The following is a 23,545-nucleotide window of genomic DNA, read 5'->3' on the forward strand; positions in this document are numbered from 1 at the left end:
ATTATTTGCTAAGAATCCATTTGTCCTGACGGTTGCTATGCAGCCGCTACTCTTGTCACGGGTGCTCATTTACTCCCTAACTGTAAGTAAAATAAAGGATTAATAGCCTCATTACAGGTTATTACATTTTTTTAAAAAGATTATTGACTTTTAGCAAACCATTATATGATAATGAGAAACATTATCATTATCATTATTCAGAAAGAGAGATTCCGGTGTATTGGCAAGACGTGTGGCTTGTCTGCCTTTCAGGCCGCAACAACTGTCCGGTACCGATGGCAGAGCATCAGGTAACAGCAAAATGCGGGCATCGGGAGAGACCAATGCAGGAAGATGACCGAAACGAGAGGGGGCCGTTTCCCCTCGCCATGGCCGCTGAAGGTGACGAAGTTGAGATTTTTTTACTGCGCGGTGGCAAGGGTTTAGAGATGCGGCTGACTTCTCTGGGGCTGAATGTCGGCAGTGAGCTGAGGGTTTCCCAGCGTCAGGGAGGCAGTTTGGTGGTGATCCGCGGTGAGACTCGATTGGCCCTGGGTGCGGGTATGGCGCAGAAGATTATGGTGGTACGGCGTTAATAACAGACAAGGTATTTGGGCGACTTTCAACGATTTCCGGAGCATTTTGGATTTCGGCTATGTGGGTTGGTGAGGTCTGGTCCAATCAGTGTGACAGCTCCCTATGAAGGGAGAGTGGAATTTATCAGTATTGCTCGGGAGGCAAAACGATGTTGGAAAGTTTGAAAGAGATGGCCGTGGGAGATGCTGGCCGGGTGCTTGGATTTGGCGAAGGCAGCAAGGCCTACCGCAAGAAGCTGTTGTCCATGGGGTTGACGCCTGGAGTGGAGTTTAGCGTTACCCGTTACGCTCCGATGGGGGACCCGATGGAGATCCAGGTACGTGGGTTCCGTCTGAGCCTGCGCAAGGATGAAGCGGCCGCTGTGTTGATTGAGAGGCGATAGATTATGGATACCAAATACACTATCGGTGTCGTGGGCAATCCCAACTGTGGCAAGACCACGCTGTTCAATGCGCTGACCGGTGCCAAACAACGGGTTGGTAACTGGCCTGGTGTGACTGTCGAGCGCAAGACAGGTCGCTACCGTTTTCAAACTGCTGAGTTTGAACTGGTGGATCTGCCCGGTACCTACTCGCTGGATGCCTCGGAAGAGAATATTTCCATCGACGAACAGATTGCCCGGGATTATGTGGCTGGACGTGAAGCGGACTTGATCGTCAATATTGTTGATGCCTCGAATCTGGAGCGGAATCTCTATCTGACATCACAGCTGTTGGAGATGAAGGTACCGATGCTGGTGGCCTTGAACATGATGGACATGGCCCGGGAGAGTGGTTATGAGATCGATGTGGATGGGCTTGCCAAGCGCCTGGGTTGCCCGGTGGTCCCAGTTGTTGCGGCAGCAGGGGAGGGGGTTACCAAACTGAAGAGCGTCATCATCGAGGCTGCAGAAGAGAAGCCTGTCCCAGAGCAGAATATTGCCTATAACACGGCGATAGAGCGGTCAATCGAACAATTGTTGCCGGAGATCGAGGTCAAGGCGCGTGAGTATAAGGCTGACCCGCGCTGGTTGGCGGTCCGCTTGCTGGAGGGTGACTCCCTGGCCCTGAGTATTGTCGATGAGAGTTTGCGAGAGCGACTGATCGGGATACAGGCAGAGACCGAGGAAAAACTGGGTGATTATATCGACATCAGCCTAGCTGATGCCCGCTATGGATTCGTCAACCAGGTAACCGGCGATACCGTTCACAAAAAGAGCCAGATCAAGCGCAGCATCTCTGACAAAATCGATCGTGTTGTGCTCAACCGGATGGTGGGTATCCCCATCTTTCTTCTGGCGATGTACCTGATGTTCATGTTCACCATCAACATCGGCGGCGCCTTTATCGATTTCTTCGATATCTTCACCGGCACCATCCTGGTGGATGGTCTGAGTCAGTGGATGACTAACTTGGGATTGCCGCAGTGGCTGACGTTGCTGGTGGCCAATGGCATCGGCGGGGGTATCCAGGTGGTGGCCACATTTATCCCGATCATTGCCTTTCTCTATCTGTTTCTCTCTGCGCTCGAGGATTCCGGTTATATGGCCCGTGCCGCATTCGTCATGGATCGCGCCATGCGTGCTATTGGTCTGCCGGGCAAGGCCTTCGTGCCGCTGATTGTCGGTTTCGGCTGCAATGTGCCGGCTATTATGGCGACCCGCACCATGGAGCAGGAGAGGGATCGCATCATGACCATCGTCATGTCGCCGTTCATGTCTTGCGGAGCGCGGTTGCCGGTTTATGCTTTGTTTGCGGCGGCTTTTTTCCCCACCAGTGGCCAGAACATTGTCTTCGGTCTCTATCTGATCGGCATTGCCGTCGCCGTGCTGACCGGGTTGATCATGAAGAACACGCTTCTGCAGGGGCAGACCACGCCCTTTGTGATGGAATTGCCTCCCTACCATGTGCCAACGGTTAAAGGCGTTCTGCTGCGTACCTGGGAACGGACCAAAAGCTTCATATTCCGTGCCGGCAAGATCATCGTTCCGATGGTTCTGGTGCTCAACGTACTCAACGCTATTGGTACCGATGGTACCTATGGCAATGAAGACAGTGACAAGTCGGTGTTGAGTGAGATTGGCCGAACCATCGCACCGATGTTTTCACCCATGGGCATGACGGAAGAGAACTGGCCGGCGGCTGTGGGTATCTTTACCGGCGTGCTTGCCAAAGAGGCGGTGGTTGGCACTCTGGATGCACTCTATAGCTCACTGGGCGAGGCGGATGATGTGGCAGCGGGTATTGAAGCGGAAGCAGACACCAGCTTCGATTTCCAGGCTGGCATCAATGAGGCATTTGCAACAATTCCTGCCAATCTGGCCGATGCCATGGGCACCTGGAGCGATCCGCTCGGGCTGGATGTCGGTGATGTGAGCAGTACCGAACTTGCCGCCGAGGAGCAGGAGGTCTCTACCGGTACCTTTGGCGCCATGGTCAGCCGCTTTGATGGTGCTGCCGGGGCCTTCGCCTATCTGTTGCTGGTCCTGCTCTACTTCCCCTGTACGGCGGCGGTTGCCGCCGTTTACCGGGAGACCAACATGGGATGGACCCTATTCGTTGCCGGCTGGACCACCGGTCTGGCCTATATCGCTTCGACCATCTTCTATCAAACCGCGATATTCACTCGTCATCCCGGTTTTTCCCTGGCCTGGATAGTCGGCATGTTGGCGATCTTTCTGGTTGTCGTAATGGGCTTCCGTTACTGGGGATACCGTCAGTCGGCTGCACCATTGGGGCAGGCAGAGCGCGTCTGATCCTTTCGGTCCGATAATCAGCAACTATTCAATGGGGGGAGCCTGATGATTCTTTCTGAACTGCGTGACTATTTAAAGACCAACCGGCGTGCCGCACTGATCGATATGGCGCACCGTTTCGATACCGACCCGGATGCTCTGCGCGGTATGTTGAACAAATGGGTGGCCAAGGGGCGTGTGGAAAAGCTGCCCCAGGGGAGTGAGTGCGGTGGCGGTTGTTGTAAATGCGATCCTGCCACGACCGAGGTCTATGCGTGGAAGGAATGATGCAGGCTCGTCTCTGATGGTGGCATCATTGTTGGTGACCGGCATCCACCGGTAGGTCCCTCGGTGTAGCGGTGGGGCCGGCTTTTTACCCATCGTGCGATAGCGCAAGAGAGGGAGCAGCAGGGCTTCCGAACATGGCATCCAGCCATTTGAGGGAGTGCTGCGTAGTCTGCGCCGGGTGAAACGATGATGTGGCGAAGCGGCATGTACGCAGGGCGGTCGGGGCAATAACAGGCTCCCGAAGATTGGGTGCGTTTTTGGGATTGGGGTGTCCCAACGGACCCATTGGACTCATCGCTCTGCGTGACACGCTACGCAAAGAGACACCAGAGGTGCTGCAGCGACTCCGCGATCTGGGGATAAAATCCCTGGTGATGATTACCGGTGACCGGAAACATAAGGCGGAAGTGCTCGGAGCAGAATTGGGCATCGACGAGGTCTATGCCGAGATGGCATCAGAGGAGAACGGGCGTTATAGAACAGATGCAGGAAGCGGGCCGTAAGGTGGCTTTTGTGGGAGACGGAGTCAACGATGGTCCAGCTCTTCTTTCGGCCGATGTTGGCATCGGTATGCCCGGGGGGCCGATGTGGCTCGCGCCACCGCGGATATTGTCTTGCTGAACGATAATCCCTACACCATCGCCGATGCTAGAGAGATCGCACAGAAAACCATGAAACTGATCCACGATAATTTCAATCTGGCGGTTGGCATCAATACCGGCATTCTGGGTGGCGCCATCATGGGCTGGCTCTCTCCCGTCGCCAGTGCCGTACTCCACAATGGTACGACGATCGGTGTTCTACTCAATTCATTGGCGGGCGTGAGCCTATCGAGCGAGAAAGGCCCGGCAGTCTCCCGAAAACTGGAGCACTTAAAAGAAGCGTTTGATCAATAACCATTTGTTGGCATTTGTATAGGCTAGGGCTCTTTTGAGTCGCTTGAGAAATGTTTATTGGGGGCCTGATTTTTATAAAAGACAGCTTAGATTCAGTAACCAATCCACAGAGTAATAATGAAATTGAATTTCAGATAAGGGAAAGATAAATATGTCGATCAATCTGGTTGTTGGTTACGATTTTGGTAATTTGCTGGAAAACCTGAGCCTTGAATTTGTCTTTGCAGATATCAATGCTAATGCGTCCAGTGATGATTACGAGAAATACAAGCTACTGCTCACCTACGAATTCTGAACTATCGGCGCTCGCTGAAAAAACCGGCCTTTTCGATTGAAAAGAGGCCGGTTTAGTGGCGCAGGAGCATTCCAAAGCCAGGACACCCGACCACGGGCAAGAAGAAAAAACTGCACAAGGTGCTGAATTTTGCCTGTGGTTCCGGCTCCTTGCTATTGAATGTGCGTAATTAGTCGACCCTGAAATATTCATAACGTAATGATTTATATAAAATAAGCGTCCGGAAAGGGGTAAAAGCAGAGAAAAACTGGACGAAACAGAGGTAGATAATTGAGCAAATCCAAGACAGCCAATCCCAACCAGCAAAGTTTCCTGCACCAGAACTTACTGGATCAGCTGAACCCCAAGCATCCACTTTTGCTATTGGCCAGACAGATAGACTGGTCATATTTTGATGCTAAATTTGCCCCGCTTTATTCTCATCTTGGAAAGCTCTCAAAACCGATCCGCCTAATGGTGGGCCTCTCGATACTCAAGCATCTGGAAGACCTCAGTGACGAGGTTCTGATTCAACGCTGGATACAAAATCCCTACTACCAGAGTTTTACGGGTGAGATCGAATTCCAGTGGCAACTTCCTTGTGACCCCTCCGACCTGACTTACTTCAGAAAGCGTATTGGCAACGAAGGTTTTGAAAAGGTCCTGGCTACCTCTATCGCCTTACATCAAGAAAAGGCGATCGAAGATGAAATGTGTATCGACACTACCGTACAAGAGAAAAACATTACCTTTCCAACTGATGCAAAGCAGTACCGAAAGATACACGGGCAGTTACTCAAGATGGCCCGAGCAGAAGGTATCGTGCTCAGTCGAAGCCATGAGAAGGAAGTGAAAATTCTCAAGCTCCCCACCCGATTTGCCACACATCCGAGGAATCGTAAAAAGGCACGTAAGGCTGTAAAGCGATTAAAGACCATCAGCGGCCGATTACTGCGTGAAATACAGCGTAAGATGACCGCAGAACAACAGAAATTCTATGCAGAAAAGTTCGCCCTGTGCCAGCGCATGCTGAATCAGAAGCGTGCTGATAAAAACAAGTTGTACAGCCTACATGAACCTCATGTTTACTGTATGAACAAAGGCAAGGCCCAGCAGCGTTATGAGTTTGGCACCAAGGCATCAATCACCACCACAAGGGACGCGGGCATTGTGATTGGTGCCCTGGCTTTTGAGAAGAATGTATTTGATGGTCACACCGTACCTGAGGTCTTGGCACAGGTGAAACGTCTCATCAATCGAGTACCCAAAGTGGGTATTGCTGATCGAGGTTATCGGGGCAAATCAAAGGTTAATGACACCCAGATAGTAACGCCAAAGCCTGCTAGGAAGAATCCCTCAGGAGAAGCCATGTGGCATTAGCCAGAAAACGTTTCAGAAGACGAGCTGGCATTGAGCCTGTGGTCACTTAAAGAGTGACCACAGGCTAAAAAGGAACTTTCTTAAAGGTTTTTCCGGGGATCAGATTAACTTGTCTTATGGCGGCGGCTGCCTTCAACTTCAGAAAATGGATGAGGGAGGTTCTTTTTGTGCTGAAAAATATCATGTCCATACTGTTGTTCCTGTTTGCAAAACAGAAACAACAGTATTATTAAGTGCCTGGAATGAATATTTTAGGATCGACTAATTAGCTGGGAAAGTACGGCGTTGGCAAGATTTTCGGCCAGGAAAAAAACATCACCACCTACAACCTGGCACGGATGAATATGCTGCTGCACGGGGTCAAGGATTCGGAGTTTGAGATACACCACGGCGATTCACTGCTGAATGACTGGGCTATGCTTGCCGAAGAAAATCCCGCCAAAAAAATGGAATTTGATGCGGTGGTCGCCAACCCGCCCTTTAGTTATCGTTGGGAGCCGACCGCTGCGCTGGCTGAGAATTTTCGCTTCAAGAGTTATGGGCTTGCGCCCAAGTCGGCGGCGGATTTTGCCTTTCTGCTGCACTGACCTTCCCCCCATCTTAATACCAAGACTTGGATGAGATAATTCATTCTAAGCGGCCCTATTCACAAAGGCCACAGGTGACAAATAATTTAATGCGCTATGAGGCCGCACGTGATTGTAGTGCTCTCGCCATTGATCAATTTCATGTCTAGCGTCATCAATGGACCTGAACCAATGCTGATTTAAGCATTCATTTCTGAATTTACCGTTTAAGCTTTCTACAAACGCATTCTGAGTAGGCTTACCTGGCTGAATAAAACCTAGCTTAACGCCACTTTTTTTTGCCAGTAGAACATCGCCTTGCTAGTAAACTCAGTACCGTTGTTGCAGATTATTTGATCCGGAGCGCTCCTTAGCTCAATCAGCTGAGTTAAAAAACGAGCGACCTGGTGACCATTGATCGAGAAGTCAGAGAGCTGGCCAATAACTTCTCTTGAGTAATCATCAATCACATTAAATACTCGAAAGCGGCGACCATTAACCAACTGATCACTGACAAAATCCACTGACCAGCGTATGTTTTTACCAATGGGCACAATCATCGGTATTCTTGGTCGTATTATCTTCTTGCGTTTTTTAGTCCTCACTTGAAGACCTTCTTCGTTATAGACTCGGTAGGTCCGCTTCTTGTTTTTCACAAGCCCCTCTCCTCTCAGGAGGCCATGTAAAAACAAATAACCACAACTCGGATGCTTTTTTGCCAGCTCAAGTAACCGTTTGCGTGGAGGCTCATCTTTTCCCCATTGAGTAACGTACCGAAAAGCGGTTCTACTTAAGCCTACTAATTGGCAAGCTCTACGCTCACTTAATTTGAACCGCGACTTAAGGTAGCTCACGATTTGTTTTCTATCAGCAGGCTTTACCACTTTTTTGAGAGCACATCCTTCATCGCCTCAGCTTCAAGCATTTTCTCGGCAAGTAACTTCTTAAGCTTGTTGTTTTCGCTTTCAAGCTCTTTGAGCCGTTTGGCTTCTGAGACATCCATCCCGGCGTACTTGCTTCGCCAATTATAAAAGCACCCGGTTGAAATGCCGAACTGACGACAAATGTCATCAACTTTTACCCCTGACTCATGCTGCTTGATGGCACCAATAATTTGCTCTTCTCTGTAACGCTTCTTCTTCATGTTGAGATCTCCTAATACACAGACTAATTGGAAATCTCATCCTTGTCATGGCTCTATTTCTGGGGGAAAGGTCACTAAAACAGGAGAGTTTACAGAGCGCCAGCAGAGGTTTTCTTCGCTTTGTCTTTCGATGGGCATACTCCGCAGGGCAGGGCACTGTTACTTTCCATTAAGGATTTAAAGCCGGTGGCCAACAAATCGCTTCAGTGGACGGCTAATCGCTGTCGGTGCCGCCCGGTGGCTGTGGCCGGAGAAGGTGTAGTGGATTTTGCCGGGGAGCCGATACGTTTCGTAGAGTGCCTCGTGGTGGTGGCTGTCATTACGCTCTGCGCCGGTTGTCGGGTGCAGAGCGGTGGTCATGCCATCTCCCAGGGTGGCGGCTCCAGGGGAGGATATCCTGCCGGTTTTTCATCCCAGCACGGGCCGATGACAAGGGGGTGTCTCTCCTGATGCCGGGTTTTTCCCTCGGGAACGGCCGCTCTGACCTCGACCATCCAGGGATCGGTGGTGTCGTAGTGCAGGGGGGCACCGGGGGGGGTTGAACCAGAGACAGATGAACGGGCGGCTGTTGCCGGTGTGGTTGAGGGTCTCGGGGATAAAGAACTGATGGGCCGGTTTGATGGCGCTCAGCTCGAGCAGCTGGCGAGATTCCCCGTAGGGTCCGGTGACGGCGCGCCAGACGGGGTTGCGGTAGTGTACTCGACCCTCACAGCCCTCGCCGATGACCGCCTCCAGTCGCCCGTCGAAGAGCAGTAGGCTGACACCGCGTAAGGGGGTGGCAGCAGATCGGCGCCGAGGCCGTAGTGGTTGTGGTAGCGCTCTATCCACTCATGGCGAAACGGGAGCTGGCACTGCAGGTGGTCGAACAGAGCTTCATGAAAAGGGGGATTGGCACGGGGAACCGATGTCTTGTAGTCGGCGATCAGGCGATCCTGGAGCTCAACGGCCAGGGAAAGTGGCGGGTCATCGGAGAGGGCTTCGCGCTTGAGGCGTTCGGTATCGGGCAGGGGCGGACAGGCCGCCAGAGGGCTTTGCTGTCTGGCGGCGTCCCGGAGCTTTTCAGGGAGCGTGCTCTGTCCGCTTTGGAGGTGGCCGATCTTGAGTCCGGTGGCGGGGAGGAATGCACCCTGGAACTGGACGTTGTGGAGTTGGAGGTGGCGGATGGAGGTGTTGTTCCAGGCATCGATGTTTATATCACCATCAGCTGGATCATTTATATTCAGTGAGAGCTGGACATTGCAAAGTTGCAGTTGCCCGATACGAACATCTTCAAAGAAAGGGGCATGCAGTTGGCAGTTACGGATGAATAAGTTATCCACTTTCGATTCCCAGAATGATATTCCAAGCGGATTTTGGCAGCCGTCTATGATGATATTTTCAGCCAGCCCGGCGCCCCAGTGGCGGTTGTTATGATTAATCTGTGTGATGTTTTTCATATGGACAAAACGCACTTTCTTCAAACCGATGTAGATAGCCGAATCCTCCACCAGCACATAGTCCGCCCGCTGTGGTCCGTCGCCGTCGAAATGGCTATTGCGGATGATCAGGCTTTTGAGTTCGCCACCCACCCCGCCGATGACGCGGCTGTTTTCGATAAGGACGTTGGAGGGGTATTCTAGGCCAGCTATGAGCGAAGACTCGATGTCCGAGTCTCGAATAAACAGATCCAGTTGTGAGAGACTCAGACTCCCCGATCTTTGTTGATGAGATTCATTCACCCCCGTTCTCAGTTTGCTGTGCTCAAAAAAACAGCCGGCTGGGCCTGAGTTTGTCTATGTTTACTTCGATCAGTTCAGATTCGACAAAATGCACATTATGCAGTCGGCTTTTGACAAAATCCGTCGAGCCCCAGTAAACCGCCTCATCCAGGTTAAAGTAGACCCGGTTGAAGGCGACATTATCCAGTTCGCTCTCTTTCATCTTTACCCCGATCCAGGTGGCTCCCTCGATGGTGACGTTGGACCAGTCTGCCCGGGTGAGCTTGACGTTGCGCCAATGGAGGTTGCTCAGCGTCACATTTTTCAGCACCAGACCGGTCAGTTCCAGGTCTTTCAGCCGGGTATCGCTGAGCAGGTCGGGGTTTTGCTCCAGGGCCGCGTTGAGGCGTTCGACATCTTGCAGCAGTGCTTTCAGTTCACTGCCGGGGGGTAGCGGGGGTATGAGGCTCATAGCGTTTCCTGGGGTTAACGAGACAAAAAACAGGCTTCCGATGAGGATGAGTCGGTGGGGCAGGGTGATCATGTTTTCTCCTCAGTAGTCATATATTTCACCGAGTAGTTGTTGTTTTTTAGATATTTCCTTAAAATCCGGCACATCGCTTCTCCCGCCTCCCTTGCGCCGGATAACCACGAGCCTGTTCTCACCCTTCCCAGACTCAGACACACTTGCGGGAAAACACCAGGGCGAGTCGTAGTCGTAATGGTTATGCAGGAGGCCGTGTTCGATCTGTTTGAGGTGGATGGAGAGGAAGTACATATATTCAGTCGGGCCTGATTCTTTTTGCCTTAATTGACGTTTCTTGTGCTCCCCCCACGACATCCCCCCTTCCCCTTCAGCAACCTCATACTCCACATCGACCCCACGAACCGGCACGAGCGCCGACCGGCTACCGAGGCTTACTCGCTCTGTCCATTGGCTTGCTTCGCAGGCGGTCTGCTTCAGTTGGATATACCCCTGATAGCCTGCTTTGCCGCCGCTGTGCAGGTGTAGGTGGATCTCATCGAGCATCTTGCCGCCGTGTTCGCTGGCCTTGATCCAGCGCTGATCGAGGCGCAGCCGGAACTGCCTGCCATCGCCTTTCAGGCCGTATTGCAGCGCCTTGTGCTCGCCTTCGTACCAGAGGTAGTCCAGCAACACCGCCATGCGCGGTCTGGTTTGTGCGTCGCGCACGATGTTGACCTTGCCGCTTTCGGTATCGAGCTTCGGCCCCTGAGGGGCCTCCATGCCGTAACCGGCGTGCTCTCCCTCGCGGTTCTGCCGGGTGATGGGACCGCCGGAACCCGCCACCAGCAGGCAGGCGGTGCCGTCCGGGTGGGTGTAGCCATCGGGGTAGTCGCCCCGGGTGGTGATTTTGCGGGTGAGATAGCCGGGCTCGCCGGTGAGCCGGTAAACCCCCGCCCGGTGGCTGTGGCCGGAGAAGGTGTAGTGGATTTTGCCGGGGAGCAGGTAGGTTTCATAGAGCGCTTTGCGGTTGTCGTGGAAACTGCCTTCGTCGAGGTTATCCCGGTCCCCCGGGCCGATATCGCCCGGCGACACGTCATCGGCGTCTATTTTGCTGTTGCCGGTCGTCAGCGGGATATCGGTGGCGTAGTTAACGTAGGTGAAGTGGCTGAGCAGCAGCTTTTCTGCGGACGGGTCTTTTTCAACGGCATTTTGCACCAGGGCCCATTGATCGTCGGTGCAGGCTTGGTTGGCCCGGGGCAAGGAGCCGCCACCGGTGGCTGTGGAGCCGGCATACTCCTCGTCGTCGCCCCAGCCGAGGCCGATCCAGGTCTGTTGCTTGCCGTGGGCGGTGAGCCAGTCACGCCAGGGGGTGATCAGGTGGTGCAGCCAGCAGAGGTTGTCGGCTTTGAAGTTGTCCAGGGTGTGGTAGTGGCCGTAACCGGGACCGTAGAGCAGTGCCGCTTCGTAGATGGTCAGGCCGTGATCGGCGGGGATGCCGGCGTTGGCCGTGGAGGAACATGAACATCCCGTTCCCTTTGTCAAGGCGCGGGCTGATGCCATAGGGCATTTCGTAGGCCTCGTGGTTGCCGTCGATGTAGCAGACCGGCTTTTGGTAGCGGTCGATGAAGTGGTGGATCAGGCTGACGGCGTAAAGGGCGTCGATGTGCCGGGGGTAGCGGTCACGGTCGTTATGGTGCGCCTGGTCCATGGCCCGCCAGAGATCACCGGGGGTGTTGAGGGATTGATGGGCCTCGTGGGCCGGGTCGGCGTTGATGGCGTGGTCGTAGAGATCGCCGGTGAGCAGCAGCAGGTCGATCTCCGGGTCTTTGCCCATGGCGTCGAGCAGGCGTTTCAGGGCGGCGGCGTTGTGGTGGGACTGGGGGCCGAGTGGGGGCGAGGTGGCGGTGTCGGCGCCGGGGATGAGTTGCGCCGGGCTGTCTGGGTAGAGGGCCTGGCGGGATGAGAGGTGCAGGTCGCTGAGGTGGCCGGGGTTGAGCTTGGGTTTGTTACTGATGTAGACAGGGTGACGGCTCTCCAGCCAGAGGCCGCTCTCTGCGGCACCCTCGCTGAAAGGGGTGCCGCCGGTGTAGCGCCCGTCGCCGGTGAGTTCGGGCTGCTTGCGCTGCCGCCGGTCGCAGGGGTTGAGGCGGCTGCGATCGATCTGCTTGCCGCCCTGCTTTTTTGCCTGACTGAAGTAGTCGGCCTGGAGGCGGTCCTGGGGTTCGTGTGAACAGCCGTGGTGTGACTCTTTATCAATGGGTGAGGGGTTCTCCTCTTCGTCGTCGGGGTAGTGCCATACCAAGTTGTAGAGACCCGGGGAGGGGGGCAGTTTATTGAGGTTGACCTGATAGAGCCGGGTGTAGCCGTGTTTCCGGTAGAAGTCGATGATGTCAGGGTGGAGTATGCCGATGCATTTGCCGTTGTTATCACTGACCGGCAGGCCGGTCTCTGAGCTGTTTTTCAGTTCGCCGCGGGGGTATAGGCGGATGTTCTCCTGGGCGGTTTGCCAGTTTTCGTAGATGCGGCCGAGGTCGGGGTGGTGTTTGTCGCTCTCACCCCAGGGTTTGAGGCGGAATTGGGCGTGCAGCCGCCGCAGGGTCATCGGGCCGATGCTTTTTGCCGGGTTGGTTTGGCGCTCGGCGTTGATCGCCTGGTGAAAGGCATCGCTCACCGCGAGGATGATCTTTAGCTGTTTTCCCTGCCCGCAGAGCAATGCCGGGGTGCCCAGGGCGGGGAAGAGGATCAGTGCCTTGTGGGCACGGGATCTGAGGGTGATATCGAGCTTGTCGCGACAGACATTGGCCTGCGCCCAGCCCAGCTCTTCGACGCGGTCGCCATCGAAGGTCACGGCCGGTGCGCCGTCGCCGGTGCGGATGGTCTGGGTGTGGTTGCGATCGGGTCCCTGGCCGTGGAAGAATTGCAGGGTCAGCTTCTTCTCCTCCGGCTGCTGGAATGTCGGGAGATACCCCTGGTAGTTGAGGGCCCCCTGTTTGCCGGATGCCTGCACGATCGCCAGCCCCGGGTAGTCGGCGAACCAGAGTTCGTCGCGGTACTGCACGCGCCAGATGGGGTCCTCCGGGATGTACTCCTGCGGTAGGGGGGGTTGTAGAAGGGCAGTTCGTTGGGATGCTTCTGTTTGATCACCCGGCCGTGGTGCCGCAGGTAGGGTATGGCTTCGAGCAACCGGCAGGCGGGGGCGGTGTAGGTGTTGGCGGCGGGGTTGGGAATCCATTTTTTTTCGTACCAGACAAGGAGGGGTTGCTCGGGTTGTGGATTGAGGTAGGCCCATCGGCCCTGTTTCAGCCAGGCGGCGATCTCTTCGGTACTGTGGCGGTGTGGGGCATGGATCAGGAGGCCGGTGAGTGTCAGGCGGTTGATGGCCAGGTCGATGAAGGGCGCCTGTTCACACATGACGTCTTTGATCGGTAGCAGTTGGCTGTCGTGCATGGTGCGCTCCGGCTGGACGGAGGTTCGGGAAGGGGGCTGTGCCCTTGATTGACCGTCCGTTGGTGAGAATATAATTCCCGTTGACTGGTCGGAAATTACAAAGCCCGGGGGGGCTGTCAAGGCATTTATATCCTTTTCTTCCGACACTGCGGTTGAAGTAGGTTGTGGTCTCAATTAAATATGGCTCAAAATGAGCGAGTCAACTAGTTTCCTCTGGATTGATTTATTCTTTTTTTTCAGATAGATAGGAACCTGAAGTGACGTTGTTAATCAGAAGAGTTCATCGTGTAGGTTTTATTGTGGTTAATATTGAGACTGCTCTTGATTTTTGTCGGAGTCTGTTGGGGTTGAAGGTCCTGGACAACCGGCCTGATCTCGGTTATCCGGGAGCCTAGCTGGAAGCAGAGGCGTTGCAGATACACCTTCTGGAACTGCCGAATCCTGACCCGGTAACCGGACGACCGCTTCATGGCGGGTGGGACCGTCATCTGGCACCGGGAATCTGGTCGAATGCCTCGATGCTGCCGGCCTCTCTTTTGCCCTCAGCCGTTCCGGCCGCCGTGCGCTCTTCTGCTGTGATCCAGACGGGCATGCTCTGGAGTTTATCGAAATTTGATCGTTGTATCAGTGACAGAATTATGTTCTGTTACCTAGAGAATATTTTGTTAAAGGCGTTTATATAATCCAAAGTTACGGCGATAAGAAAATGGTGCGCCAGATCATCATTTTGAACGCACCATTTTTAGAGCCTTCCGGCTCAGAAGAACGCCTAATCAAATGGTTTTGGGGGCGGCGTCATAGCTGTAGAAGCTGGTAGAATAGGCATCAAAAATGATGGCTGATCACCCGTAAGTGTCTTCAGAAAAGCGACAATACTTGCATTCTCTTTCTCGGTGTAATTCTTACCAAGCTGCAATCTGCCCATGATATCCACGGCTTCAGTGAGATTAGCGCCCTCTCCATCATGAAAATAGGGATAGGTCATCTCCACATTGCGCAGGGTTGGCACCTTAAACACGAATCTGTCGGCATCTTTTCCGGTTACAGCAGAAAGGCCTACTGCACTGTTGGATGTCTTGTAAGGCTCAACCACGCCCATTTTCTGGAAAGACGAACCACCTACCGCAGGACCATTGTGGCAGGCAACACAGCCACTTTCTTTAAACAATGTGTAGCCGGCCAACTCAGTGGCAGTGATGGCATCCTTATCACCCAAGAGCCACTGGTCGAACCGTGAGTTGGGTGTGACCAGCGTTTTCTCAAATTCGGCGATAGCCTGGGTTACCATATCGATGTTAACTTTTTCGCTGCCAAATACCTGTTTGAACTCAGTTACATAGGCGGGGATTGAAGTCAAGACATCAATTGCCAATCCATGGGTGAATGCCATCTCACCAGGATTCGCAATGGGGCCTCCGGCCTGTTCTTTCAGGTCTTTTGCCCGGCCATCCCAGAACTGGGCCAGATTCATGCTTGAATTGAGAACGGTTGGTGAATTGATTGGACCCTGTTGCCACTTGTGCCCAATGGAAGTTTTGAGATTGTCGGTACCCCCCATACTGAGGTTGTGACAAGAGTTGCAGGAGATAAAGCCCGACTTGGATAGCCGGGGATCAAAATAGAGTTTCTTACCCAGTTCCACTTGAGCAAGATTAATCTCCTTGATTGGAGGGATGGGTTGGATTGGCTCACTGGCAAAAACTGCTGCAGAAGAGAGTGATGCAGCAACAAGAACAAACGGAATGACAGATGACATCGGTTTCATATTCCCCACCTACCGCTATGGAAAAGAGATGCGACCTTGTGTGCAGGGGAAACAACCGGCAAACAAGGGAGGGCTTTGGATAAACCCCTATTACAACAAGGTGAAAGCTAGAATTATACTAATTCTATGTCATTGACAATTATCAATGATAATAAAATTATTATCCTAATGAGATTGTTCACGAATTTTCAGGGGCGGCGCTGACTTTGTCAGCCCAAGGTAAAGATCTGGCATTAACTGCAAGTCATGTACAATCAGTGTCAAATCCATAATTCTATAGCTTTTATAATTCTCCACTCACAAACAATTTTTAGATCCCTGTATGGTACATAATCGTCAAGCCGAGTCTCGCCCCCACACTGACCGCCGGGACTGGCATAATCTGCATAAAATGCTGCCTTATCTTTGGAATTACCGGGGTCGGGCGCTGTTGGCTCTTGGCTGCCTGGTATTCGCCAAGATGGCCAATGTCGGCATTCCCATGATACTCAAAGAGATTGTCGATCTGCTGGACCGCCAGGACAGTCTGGAGCTGGTGTTACCGGTTTCACTGTTGTTGGCCTATGGCGTGCTGCGGCTGAGCAGCTCACTGTTCAATGAGCTGCGGGATATCGTCTTTGCGCGGGTTCGCTATCATGCCATGCGTCGCCTCTCGACCGAGGTCCTGACTCACCTGCATCAGCTCTCACTGCGTTTCCACCTCGAACGCCGGACCGGGGCGATCAGCAGAGACCTGGAGCGGGGGACCCGCAGCGTCAGCTCGATTCTCAACTATATGGTTTTCAGCATCATTCCGATGCTGGTGGAGTTTACGCTGGTCGCCGCTATCTTGCTTGTTAACTATGATCTGGTGTTCACACTGATCACTTTTACAACGATTGGGATATTTATTGCCTTTACTTTTGTGGTGACAGAGTGGCGGATGGATTTCCGCCACACTATGAACCGCCTTGAATCCGAGTCGAATTCCCAGGCCCTGGATAGCCTGATCAACTACGAAACAGTGAAGTACTTCGGCAATGAGCAGCTGGAGTTGGATCGTTTTGACAATACCCTGAACGGGTGGGAGGAGGCGGCGGTGATGAGCCAGACCTCCATGTCTCTGCTCAACTTTGGCCAGGGGGCGATTATTGGCCTGGGCGTTACCGTCATTATGTTTTTTGCTACCCAAGGGGTGGTCGATGATTCCATGACCATTGGCGATCTGGTGCTGGTCAACGCCTTCCTGTTGCAACTTTTTATTCCGCTCAGCTTCCTTGGCATGGTCTACCGTCAGATCAAATATTCACTGGCGGATATGGATTTGATTTTCAAACTGATGGAGCGGTCGCCAGAGATCGTTGATCGCCCGGATGCTTCAGCGTTGCAGCTGAATGGCGGTGAAATACGCTTTGAGTCGGTTAACTTCTCCTATCAGCCGGATCGGAAGATTTTGCACGGTGTCGATTTCACCATCCGTCCGGGAGAGAAGGTGGCAGTGGTGGGTCATAGTGGCGCCGGTAAATCGACGCTTTCGCGGCTTCTGTTTCGCTTTTATGATGTCAGCGCGGGGAGACTGCTGATCGATAGCCAGGATATCCGGGATGTGACTCAGGAGAGTCTGCGCGAGGCTATAGGTATAGTTCCCCAGGATACCGTGCTGTTCAACGATACTATCTACTACAACCTTGCCTATGGTCGATTGGACGCGACCCGTGAAGAGATCGAGATGGCTGCCGAGATGGCCCATATCCGTGAGTTCATCGACTCTCTACCCCTGGGGTATGAGACGCTGGTGGGCGAGCGTGGCCTCAAACTCTCGGGTGGCGAGAAGCAGCGCATTGCCATTGCCCGGGCTATTCTCAAGCGTCCCCGCATTCTGGTATTTGATGAGGCAACTTCGTCACTCGATACCAAGACTGAACAGGCGATTCAGGAGACCATGGGCCAGGTGGCCGAGAATCACACCACGCTGGTAATTGCCCACCGCCTCTCAACGGTAGTGGATGCAGATCGTATTCTTGTGATGGAGAAAGGGCAGATTGTCGAGCAGGGGACCCATCGCCAGCTACTCGATATCGGCGGTATCTACCGCGATATGTGGTTGCTTCAGCAGGAAGAGCGTGATGCTTTGTTGCAGGAGACAGAGTGAAGATCTACCTGGTCGGCGGCGCGGTCCGTGACGAACTGCTGGATATCCCGGTTAAGGACCGGGACTGGGTTGTCGTCGGGTCGACCGAAGATGCGATGCTGGAACAAGGTTTTACCCGGGTTGATGCCGATTTTCCGGTGTTCCTGCATCCTGAAACAGGTGAAGAGTACGCCTTGGCCAGAAGAGAGACTAAGTGTGGACCCGGCTATAAGGGATTCGATATCCATGCAGGGCCGGATGTCACACTGGAACAGGACCTGGAACGGCGGGATCTCACTGTTAATGCGATGGCCATGGATGGCGATGGAACGATTGTTGACCCTTTTCATGGCAGGGATGACCTGGATGAAGGTTTTTTACGTCATGTCTCCCCCGCATTTGTTGAAGATCCGGTTCGCTTGTTGCGGATTGCCAGGTTTGCCGCAAAACTGGGGCGCTGGGGCTTCCGGGTGGCCCACGGCACTCAGGGTCTGATGAAAAAAATAGCGTTATCCGATGATCTCAAGGCGCTGAAGCCGGAGCGGCTCTGGCAGGAGATGAAACGGGCTTTGGCGGAAGATCAGCCATGGCAGTTTTTTCAGGTGTTGCATCGCTGTGGTACTCTTGGTCGGCTGATACCGGAGTTGCTGGAGGCGATGGGTGATCCGTCAGGTCATGGTAAAAACCGGCAGATTCCTGCCATTGACGCATTGACCCGGGCCGCCGGTGCCACCGCTGATCCCCGCGTTCGCTTTGCCGTACTCTTCTACCATGCCGCAGCTGCTCCAGAGGGTGATGCCGTTGTTCAGCGACTGAGGGCTGAGCGGGAGTTCTCTGATCCCCTGGCGATGCTGCGTGCTCTGAATAACTGTTACCGGATGCTCCCCGAAGGTGGGGCTGAAGCTATTTTTGACCTGCTGATAAAAGGACGGGCCTTGCAGCAGTCTGAGCGCTTCTGGCGGTTTATCACCGCTTGCACCGCTGTCTGGCCTGATGAGGCAGATAGGCTAAAAGTAAAACTGGAGGCGGCACTGCATGCTGCTGCCAGCGTTTCTGCCGCCGACCTTCAGGCTGAGGGGTTGCAAGGGCGGGCGTTTGGCAGTTTACTGGCGCAGCGAAGGCTGGAGGCGGTGCGGGCGACAGTGACATGATAGAGTATTCAACGGTGAATGTAACGGTGTAAGTCCTAATTAAAGCTTGTGGATACTCCATGCCCTCTTGTTAATCTCGGCGAGAAGTTACCTGAATCCCTGCTAACCGTTTGAGCGCAATCAACTATGGCTGTAGCGACCGATGACCATCTGAAGCGTCCCGAGTATCCAGGCGAAGGCCTGCTGACCTCGCTGATGAACCGCTCTTCAGTACTGCGCATTCTGGTGGCTGGCCGTCTGCTGGTGCCCTTGGGCGCATTGGCTGCTTCTCTGGTTATTCATCTGTTTATCTCGATATTGATCTTCTTAGGTGTGGGTGCCGATTATGGCATTGCAGCCCTGGACCTTATGACGGGACTTTTCTCCTTTGGTGCCATGCTGGTGGGGGCTGTCCGGTTGCGCACTCAGTTACTCAAGCCATTGGCTCAGCTGGAGAAATCGGTGGCTGACGTCTGTGAAGGCGAGCCATGGTCTACCTTGCCGATGGATTACGCCGGTGTTTTGGGGCCGGTAACCAGAGACCTGGACAGTCTCAGTGGTGAGTTGATCGATCTGTATGAAGATATGGACAACCGGGTTGCAAGGCAGACCAAGCGGCTCTCCCAGCAGACCGTTTCACTGAAGTTTCTTTACGATGTCGCCTCCAGTATCAATAAATTTGAAGATGTGGATGAATTGTTGCTGCGTTACCTGCCCGTACTTAAGGAGATCCTCCATGGAAAGGCGGTGACGGTACAACTGACTACCACTGATGGAAAAATGCGTCTGGTGGGCAGTCTTGGGGCTGATGATATTTTGTTGACCGAGGCGGATCAGTTGCCGATTGCGCTTTGCCAATGCGGCAAGGCGCTCTCCAGCGGTGAGCTGCTGTGTGAGCACGATGCAAAGGAGTGCTCTGTTCGCAATAAGCGCCGAATGTATGGTCACGATGAGATGGAGGTGGTGAGTATTCCACTGGAATATCATGGTGACATTCTGGGTATCTACCGTATCTACGTGAAGCTGGACGCCCTAGAAGGGCGTGAAGATCTGCTGGACTTGCTCTCTACCATCGGCAGTCATCTGGGTATTGCCATTGTCAAGCAGCGTTCCGATGAAGAAGCCCGCTGGCTCTCCATTATCCAGGAGCGTACCGCCCTGGCTCACGAACTGCATGACTCCCTGGCCCAGACCCTGGCCAGCCTGCGGTTTCAGGTGCGGATGCTGGATGAGACCCTGGAGCAGGGGCAGGAGGGTGCCCAGGCACGGAGGGAACTCGAACGTATTGGCAACGGCCTGGATGAGGCCCATGCCGAGTTGAGAGAGCTCCTCAACAGTTTCCGTGCGCCAGTGGATCAGCGAGGCCTTGAACCTGCTTTGGAAAAGCTGACGGAGCGTTTCCGCCAGGAGACCGATACATCGATCTTTTTTCAGCGGAGTTGCCGCCAGGCGAATCTGGATGCCAGTGAAGAGATGCAGCTGTTGCGTATTGTTCAGGAGTGTCTGGCCAATATACGCAAACACGCCAAAGCCCATACCGTACGCGTCCTGCTCAACTGTAAGCCAGAAGGAGAGTATTTGCTGCTGGTGGAAGATGACGGTGTCGGCTTCGACAATGTTCAGGTTGATGGCCGCCCCGGAGAGCATATCGGACTTTCGATTATGGAAGAGCGAGCACGGAGGCTGGGTGCCAATCTGAAGATTGAGAGTGAACCGGGAGAGGGTACGCGGGTGGAGCTGACCTATATTACCGGCACTGTGAATAGTGCTGTTGAAAACCCGGAGAGTCACTGATGCGAATACTGCTGATCGATGATCACGCCCTGTTTCGGGTTGGACTTCAGGAGCTGTTGCAACGACGTGGGATCGATGTCGTTGCTGCGCTTGGTGATTGCCGGGAGGGGATCGACCTGGCAACGGAGGCAAAGCCGGATGTGGTGTTGCTGGACATGCGCATGCCCGATATGAACGGCATAGAGGTGCTTCGTGAGCTGAGGAAGCGAGAACTCTTGATGCCTATTGCCATGTTGACCACCAGCCGTGACGAAACAGATGTGATCAACTCCCTGCAAGAGGGAGCTCAGGGGTATCTGCTGAAAGATATGGAACCGGATGATCTTATCGCTGCATTGGAGAATATTGTCAGTGGCAACGCTGTTGTGGCAAATGAGCTGACCAGTGTTTTAGCCAAGGCGGTGAAGGGCGAATTCCATGAGTCATCCGCCCAGGCGGCGTTTGCCAACCTGACCCCCCGTGAGCGGGAGATCCTCTGTCATCTGGCGGATGGCCAGAGCAACAAGGTGATCGCCAGAAACCTGGGTATTTCCGACGGCACGGTGAAACTCCACGTCAAGGCGATCCTGCGAAAGCTCGATGTCCACTCCAGAGTGGAAGCGGCAGTGATCGCCGTTGAGCAGAGCCTCTGTCCGCGTGATGGCTGAAGTTGGTCTCTTCCTTCTTGCGTGCTCATGCGCCCCTTTTTTTAACGGGTGCTACCTATACTGCCGCAGATACCACCACTCGAAATACCGCTTCAGCCAGTGAAAGGCGCGCATCTGGGGCAGCACGATATTGTGTTTCAAGGTGCGCACCACCAGACTGCCGGTAGTCTGGCTGTCAACGATGCAGATCAATTCGACCTTGAAGGTTTCCGAGGGTGCTTCGCCGTTTAATTCCGCAACAAGATTGGCTGCCGCCGCCGCGGCTTGCAGGTCGGCCATATGCGCCTGCTTCGGCATCCAATCCGGGCCGGGGAAGCTGCCTGAGTCTCCGGCGACATAAACGCCCTTCATACCTTCGACACGGCAAAATTTATCTGCCCGGATCAGGCCGCCTTCAGAACGGGGGAGGTCAGTGTTATCAAACCACTTGTTGCCTGTCATACCCGGCATAAAGAGGATCAGGTGGGCATCAAATTCACCGCCTTCGGTGATGATTTTGCTCTCGGTGAACCCTTTGATCTTGTTTCCCAGGTGAGTATCTATATCCCTTTTTTTCATCTCGTTGAGCAGGCCTTTTACCGCCCTGGGCCCCAATCGGTTGCCGGGACTAGGGGCCGGGGTGAAGAACACCAACCTGAAGTTGTCACGTTTACCATCGAGACGCAGTTTACGGTCGATGCCAAAGAGAAATTCGAACATCGGGCCACCACGCATGGCGGATGGCTCCTTGGGGTTTCCGGAGAAGCCGACGGCAATGGTGCCACTTTCCAGCTGATTCAGCCGGTCACGGATTTTTACCGCTGCCGGAATGCCTTCGCAGGGGGTAATGGTATGCTCTATGCCCGGCAGTTTTTTGATGAACTGTCCGCCAGAACAGATGATCAGTCCGTCATTGGTTATTTCACCGTTATCGGTGAGCAGGGTGCGTCCATTGTCTTTGAGACCCGTGGCAGAACCCTTGTGATATTGCACCTTCATGCGCTGGAAAAAGTTGTCCAGTGAGATTAGCAGGTCTTCCGGCTGGCGCAGGCCGGACGGAATCCAGATGGTCCCCGGCAGATAGGTGAATTCAGGTCTTGGTGCCACCAGGGTGATTTCCATCCCGGGATCTGCTGCACGCAGTTTTTGCACGGCAGTCAAGGCTGCAAAACCAGCACCGACAATTGTTACTCTATTCATTTCATTCCTCACCATATTCTTGTTATTGACCGGTCTGTGCCGGATGTTGTTTTCTGGCATAGATCATATAGCAGGCGCTACAGCTATACGAATCCATATCTGAGGAAATTACCGTTCATCAGCTATAACTATGCACTATGACAATCTCAGTTTTTGATCTCTTTACCATCGGTATAGGACCTTCCAGTTCACACATGGTGGGCCCCATGCGGGCAGCACGGCGATTTGTTGAAACCCCGGGCAGAGAGGGGCTGGCTCCCCCGGGAGGAACAGATTCATATCGAGCTTTTGGCTCTTTGAGGGCGACGGGGAAGGGTCATGGCAGTGATAAGGCGATTTTACTGGGGCTTGAGGGAGCAACACCGGAGTTAGTGGATATAGAGGCTATTGAACAATGCCTCGTGACGATTCGCTGTAACTAGAAAATCATGCTGTTGGGTGATCGACCGATCAATTTTGATGAGTCCACTCAACTGCTGTTGCATAAGCGAAAAGCTCTCCCGGGACATGCCCATGGCATGGTTTTTACCGCTGATGACGGGAGGGAAATGAACTCTGCAGCCGGGTTTACTATTCTGTTGGGGGCGGTGCCGTGATGGCGTCATCAGAGCGTCAGGATGATGTGTTGGTGGCGTTGGCCTACCCCTGTAATAGTGGAGATGGGATCCATCGCCGGTTACTGGGGATGCGTGACTGCGTGGAACGCGGTTGCAGAACCGAAGGCATACTGCCCGGTGGCATGAAAGTAAAGCGCAGGGCGGGGGCCATTCTATCGAAGGCTGGTTGCCGAATCCCCTGGTAGCTTGGTCCCATTGGGCACCATGGGCTAGGTCAACCTGTTCGCGCTGGCAGTGAATGAGGGAAATGCGGCCGGTGGACGGGTGGTGATGGCGCCGACGAATGGCGCGGCGGGGATGATGAAGCTGTGGTGCGCTTTCTGCTGCCGGCGGGTGCTATTGGCATACTCTACAAAATGAACGCCTCCATATCGGGGGCGGAAGTGGGCTGTCAGGGGGAGGTGGGGGCTGCCTGTTCTATGGTTGCCGGGGCATTGACCGAAGTACAGGATGGGACGCCGGAGCAGGTAGAGAATGCCGCCGAAATAGGTATGGAGCGCAATCTTTGGCTCACTTGCGATCCGGTTGGCGGATTGGTTCAGATTCCCTGTATCGAACGCAATACCATGGGTGCCGTAAAAGCGATCAATGCCTCCAGGCTGGCTCTGCGGAGGGATGGCCAACACTACGTCTCACTGGATAAGGTGATCAAGATCATGCGCGAGACCGGTAGAGATATGAAGACCAAATATAAAGAGACGGCCGGGGTGGTCTGGCCGTTAACGTCACTGAATGCTGAGTGGTTTGCACTTTTTTCTTCTTGTCATCACGCTCAACTTGGAAGCACGTCCTTATTTCGTATGGGTCGCCGAGCGTTAAAATCCGCTAAAAGGCGATTAATATTGCCTTGTATACA

Annotated in this window: 22 protein-coding genes and 4 pseudogenes; 16 read left to right on the forward strand and 10 right to left on the reverse strand. The window is 53.7% G+C overall.

Annotated elements, in window-relative coordinates; all coding sequences use genetic code 11:
• Positions 1-215: 215 nt before the first annotated feature.
• The 9 genes and pseudogenes from MN084_RS04650 to MN084_RS04690 all read left to right on the forward strand — a co-directional run.
• A complete protein-coding gene (locus tag MN084_RS04650; protein ID WP_330178383.1) occupies positions 216-575 on the forward strand; it encodes a FeoA family protein in 360 nt (119 codons plus the stop codon).
• Positions 576-724: 149 nt separating this feature from the next.
• Positions 725-958: a FeoA family protein gene (locus MN084_RS04655; RefSeq protein WP_241087017.1), complete on the forward strand. Its 234-nt coding sequence runs from the start codon at positions 725-727 to the stop codon at positions 956-958.
• Between the two features lie 3 nt (positions 959-961).
• Positions 962-3,310 carry a Fe(2+) transporter permease subunit FeoB gene (feoB, locus tag MN084_RS04660; RefSeq protein WP_241087015.1) on the forward strand — a complete coding sequence of 783 codons (2,349 nt, stop codon included), beginning with the start codon at positions 962-964 and terminating at the stop codon, positions 3,308-3,310.
• Between the two features lie 45 nt (positions 3,311-3,355).
• The gene (locus MN084_RS04665; protein WP_241087012.1) at positions 3,356-3,577 is read left to right on the forward strand and encodes a FeoC-like transcriptional regulator; all 222 of its coding nucleotides are present in this window, start codon (positions 3,356-3,358) and stop codon (positions 3,575-3,577) included.
• A 191-nt stretch (positions 3,578-3,768) separates the two neighbouring features.
• A complete protein-coding gene (locus MN084_RS04670; protein ID WP_320416455.1) occupies positions 3,769-4,080 on the forward strand; it encodes an HAD family hydrolase in 312 nt (103 codons plus the stop codon).
• Positions 4,081-4,164: 84 nt separating this feature from the next.
• Positions 4,165-4,473, forward strand: coding sequence for a hypothetical protein (locus MN084_RS04675; RefSeq protein ID WP_320416454.1), 309 nt, complete (start codon positions 4,165-4,167; stop codon positions 4,471-4,473).
• Positions 4,474-4,624: 151 nt separating this feature from the next.
• Positions 4,625-4,768: a hypothetical protein gene (locus tag MN084_RS04680; protein ID WP_241087011.1), complete on the forward strand. Its 144-nt coding sequence runs from the start codon at positions 4,625-4,627 to the stop codon at positions 4,766-4,768.
• A gap of 270 nt (positions 4,769-5,038) precedes the next feature.
• Positions 5,039-6,360, forward strand: a pseudogene (locus MN084_RS04685) (IS5 family transposase).
• Between the two features lie 36 nt (positions 6,361-6,396).
• A pseudogene (locus tag MN084_RS04690) lies at positions 6,397-6,711 on the forward strand (N-6 DNA methylase); the annotation flags it as partial.
• Positions 6,712-6,759: 48 nt separating this feature from the next.
• On the opposite strand, the pseudogene MN084_RS19240 reads toward MN084_RS04690, so the two are convergent.
• The 8 genes and pseudogenes from MN084_RS19240 to MN084_RS04720 all read right to left on the reverse strand — a co-directional run.
• Positions 6,760-6,996 (reverse strand): annotated as a pseudogene (locus MN084_RS19240) (integrase core domain-containing protein); the annotation flags it as partial.
• Positions 6,972-7,253: a DDE-type integrase/transposase/recombinase gene (locus tag MN084_RS19245; RefSeq protein WP_445083943.1), complete on the reverse strand. Its 282-nt coding sequence runs from the start codon at positions 7,251-7,253 to the stop codon at positions 6,972-6,974. The gene MN084_RS19245 and the pseudogene MN084_RS19240, both read right to left, overlap by 25 nt.
• A 317-nt stretch (positions 7,254-7,570) precedes the next feature.
• A complete protein-coding gene (locus tag MN084_RS19250; RefSeq protein WP_445083887.1) occupies positions 7,571-7,837 on the reverse strand; it encodes a transposase in 267 nt (88 codons plus the stop codon).
• Positions 7,838-8,014: 177 nt separating this feature from the next.
• A complete protein-coding gene (locus tag MN084_RS04700; RefSeq protein WP_241087008.1) occupies positions 8,015-8,197 on the reverse strand; it encodes a hypothetical protein in 183 nt (60 codons plus the stop codon).
• Entirely contained in the window at positions 8,194-8,331 is a 138-nt protein-coding gene (locus tag MN084_RS04705; protein ID WP_241086992.1) for a hypothetical protein, read from the reverse strand. Before MN084_RS04705 ends, MN084_RS04700 begins: the two co-directional genes overlap by 4 nt.
• 132 nt (positions 8,332-8,463) lie before the next feature.
• Positions 8,464-9,555: a hypothetical protein gene (locus MN084_RS04710; protein WP_330178385.1), complete on the reverse strand. Its 1,092-nt coding sequence runs from the start codon at positions 9,553-9,555 to the stop codon at positions 8,464-8,466.
• A gap of 22 nt (positions 9,556-9,577) precedes the next feature.
• Entirely contained in the window at positions 9,578-10,078 is a 501-nt protein-coding gene (locus MN084_RS04715) for a pentapeptide repeat-containing protein (RefSeq protein WP_241087005.1), read from the reverse strand.
• 1,279 nt (positions 10,079-11,357) lie between these two features.
• Positions 11,358-13,058 carry a metallophosphoesterase gene (locus MN084_RS04720; protein WP_330178386.1) on the reverse strand — a complete coding sequence of 567 codons (1,701 nt, stop codon included), beginning with the start codon at positions 13,056-13,058 and terminating at the stop codon, positions 11,358-11,360.
• 68 nt (positions 13,059-13,126) lie between these two features.
• On the opposite strand from MN084_RS04720, the gene MN084_RS04725 reads away from it, so the two are divergent.
• Positions 13,127-13,429 carry a hypothetical protein gene (locus MN084_RS04725; RefSeq protein ID WP_330178387.1) on the forward strand — a complete coding sequence of 101 codons (303 nt, stop codon included), beginning with the start codon at positions 13,127-13,129 and terminating at the stop codon, positions 13,427-13,429.
• A 275-nt stretch (positions 13,430-13,704) separates the two neighbouring features.
• Positions 13,705-13,842, forward strand: coding sequence for a hypothetical protein (locus MN084_RS04730; RefSeq protein ID WP_320416453.1), 138 nt, complete (start codon positions 13,705-13,707; stop codon positions 13,840-13,842).
• A 374-nt stretch (positions 13,843-14,216) separates the two neighbouring features.
• On the opposite strand, the gene MN084_RS04735 is transcribed toward MN084_RS04730, so the two are convergent.
• A complete protein-coding gene (locus tag MN084_RS04735) occupies positions 14,217-15,203 on the reverse strand; it encodes a cytochrome-c peroxidase (protein WP_241087165.1) in 987 nt (328 codons plus the stop codon).
• 331 nt (positions 15,204-15,534) lie between these two features.
• Between MN084_RS04735 and MN084_RS04740 the strand changes: the two genes are divergently transcribed.
• The 4 genes from MN084_RS04740 to MN084_RS04755 all read left to right on the forward strand — a co-directional run bounded on the left by MN084_RS04740 (position 15,535) and on the right by MN084_RS04755 (position 20,893).
• Positions 15,535-17,343 carry an ABCB family ABC transporter ATP-binding protein/permease gene (locus MN084_RS04740; protein ID WP_241087003.1) on the forward strand — a complete coding sequence of 603 codons (1,809 nt, stop codon included), beginning with the start codon at positions 15,535-15,537 and terminating at the stop codon, positions 17,341-17,343.
• Positions 17,340-18,473, forward strand: coding sequence for a rhodanese (locus MN084_RS04745; RefSeq protein ID WP_320416452.1), 1,134 nt, complete (start codon positions 17,340-17,342; stop codon positions 18,471-18,473). The genes MN084_RS04740 and MN084_RS04745 overlap by 4 nt, the downstream gene beginning before the upstream one ends.
• Before the next feature lie 126 nt (positions 18,474-18,599).
• A complete protein-coding gene (locus MN084_RS04750) occupies positions 18,600-20,246 on the forward strand; it encodes an ATP-binding protein (RefSeq protein ID WP_241087002.1) in 1,647 nt (548 codons plus the stop codon).
• On the forward strand, positions 20,246-20,893 hold the full coding sequence (locus MN084_RS04755) for a response regulator (protein ID WP_241087000.1): 648 nt from the start codon (positions 20,246-20,248) through the stop codon (positions 20,891-20,893). The genes MN084_RS04750 and MN084_RS04755 overlap by 1 nt, the downstream gene beginning before the upstream one ends.
• A 51-nt stretch (positions 20,894-20,944) precedes the next feature.
• Here MN084_RS04755 and MN084_RS04760 read toward each other — a convergent pair whose 3' ends face one another.
• Positions 20,945-22,072 carry an NAD(P)/FAD-dependent oxidoreductase gene (locus tag MN084_RS04760; RefSeq protein ID WP_241087164.1) on the reverse strand — a complete coding sequence of 376 codons (1,128 nt, stop codon included), beginning with the start codon at positions 22,070-22,072 and terminating at the stop codon, positions 20,945-20,947.
• Positions 22,073-22,209: 137 nt separating this feature from the next.
• Between MN084_RS04760 and MN084_RS04765 the strand changes: the two are divergent.
• Positions 22,210-23,428, forward strand: a pseudogene (locus MN084_RS04765) (L-serine ammonia-lyase, iron-sulfur-dependent, subunit alpha).
• The last annotated feature ends 117 nt before the right edge of the window (positions 23,429-23,545 follow it).

Source organism: Candidatus Vondammii sp. HM_W22 (assembly GCF_022530855.2).
GTDB lineage: Bacteria > Pseudomonadota > Gammaproteobacteria > Chromatiales > Chromatiaceae > Vondammii.

Bases quoted from the DNA above. Each gene is read 5' to 3' on its own strand.
- MN084_RS04750 (WP_241087002.1), top strand. From the start codon at position 18,600: ATGGCTGTAGCGACCGATGACCATCTGAAGCGTCCCGAGTATCCAGGC.
- MN084_RS04705 (WP_241086992.1), bottom strand. From the start codon at position 8,331: ATGGTCGAGGTCAGAGCGGCCGTTCCCGAGGGAAAAACCCGGCATCAG.
- MN084_RS19245 (WP_445083943.1), bottom strand. From the start codon at position 7,253: ATGATTGTGCCCATTGGTAAAAACATACGCTGGTCAGTGGATTTTGTC.
- MN084_RS19250 (WP_445083887.1), bottom strand. From the start codon at position 7,837: ATGAAGAAGAAGCGTTACAGAGAAGAGCAAATTATTGGTGCCATCAAG.
- MN084_RS04655 (WP_241087017.1), top strand. From the start codon at position 725: ATGTTGGAAAGTTTGAAAGAGATGGCCGTGGGAGATGCTGGCCGGGTG.
- MN084_RS04740 (WP_241087003.1), top strand. From the start codon at position 15,535: ATGGTACATAATCGTCAAGCCGAGTCTCGCCCCCACACTGACCGCCGG.
- feoB (WP_241087015.1), top strand. From the start codon at position 962: ATGGATACCAAATACACTATCGGTGTCGTGGGCAATCCCAACTGTGGC.
- MN084_RS04760 (WP_241087164.1), bottom strand. From the start codon at position 22,072: ATGAATAGAGTAACAATTGTCGGTGCTGGTTTTGCAGCCTTGACTGCC.
- MN084_RS04735 (WP_241087165.1), bottom strand. From the start codon at position 15,203: ATGTCATCTGTCATTCCGTTTGTTCTTGTTGCTGCATCACTCTCTTCT.
- MN084_RS04680 (WP_241087011.1), top strand. From the start codon at position 4,625: ATGTCGATCAATCTGGTTGTTGGTTACGATTTTGGTAATTTGCTGGAA.
- MN084_RS04725 (WP_330178387.1), top strand. From the start codon at position 13,127: ATGCTTCTGTTTGATCACCCGGCCGTGGTGCCGCAGGTAGGGTATGGC.
- MN084_RS04755 (WP_241087000.1), top strand. From the start codon at position 20,246: ATGCGAATACTGCTGATCGATGATCACGCCCTGTTTCGGGTTGGACTT.
- MN084_RS04665 (WP_241087012.1), top strand. From the start codon at position 3,356: ATGATTCTTTCTGAACTGCGTGACTATTTAAAGACCAACCGGCGTGCC.
- MN084_RS04715 (WP_241087005.1), bottom strand. From the start codon at position 10,078: ATGATCACCCTGCCCCACCGACTCATCCTCATCGGAAGCCTGTTTTTT.
- MN084_RS04700 (WP_241087008.1), bottom strand. From the start codon at position 8,197: ATGACCACCGCTCTGCACCCGACAACCGGCGCAGAGCGTAATGACAGC.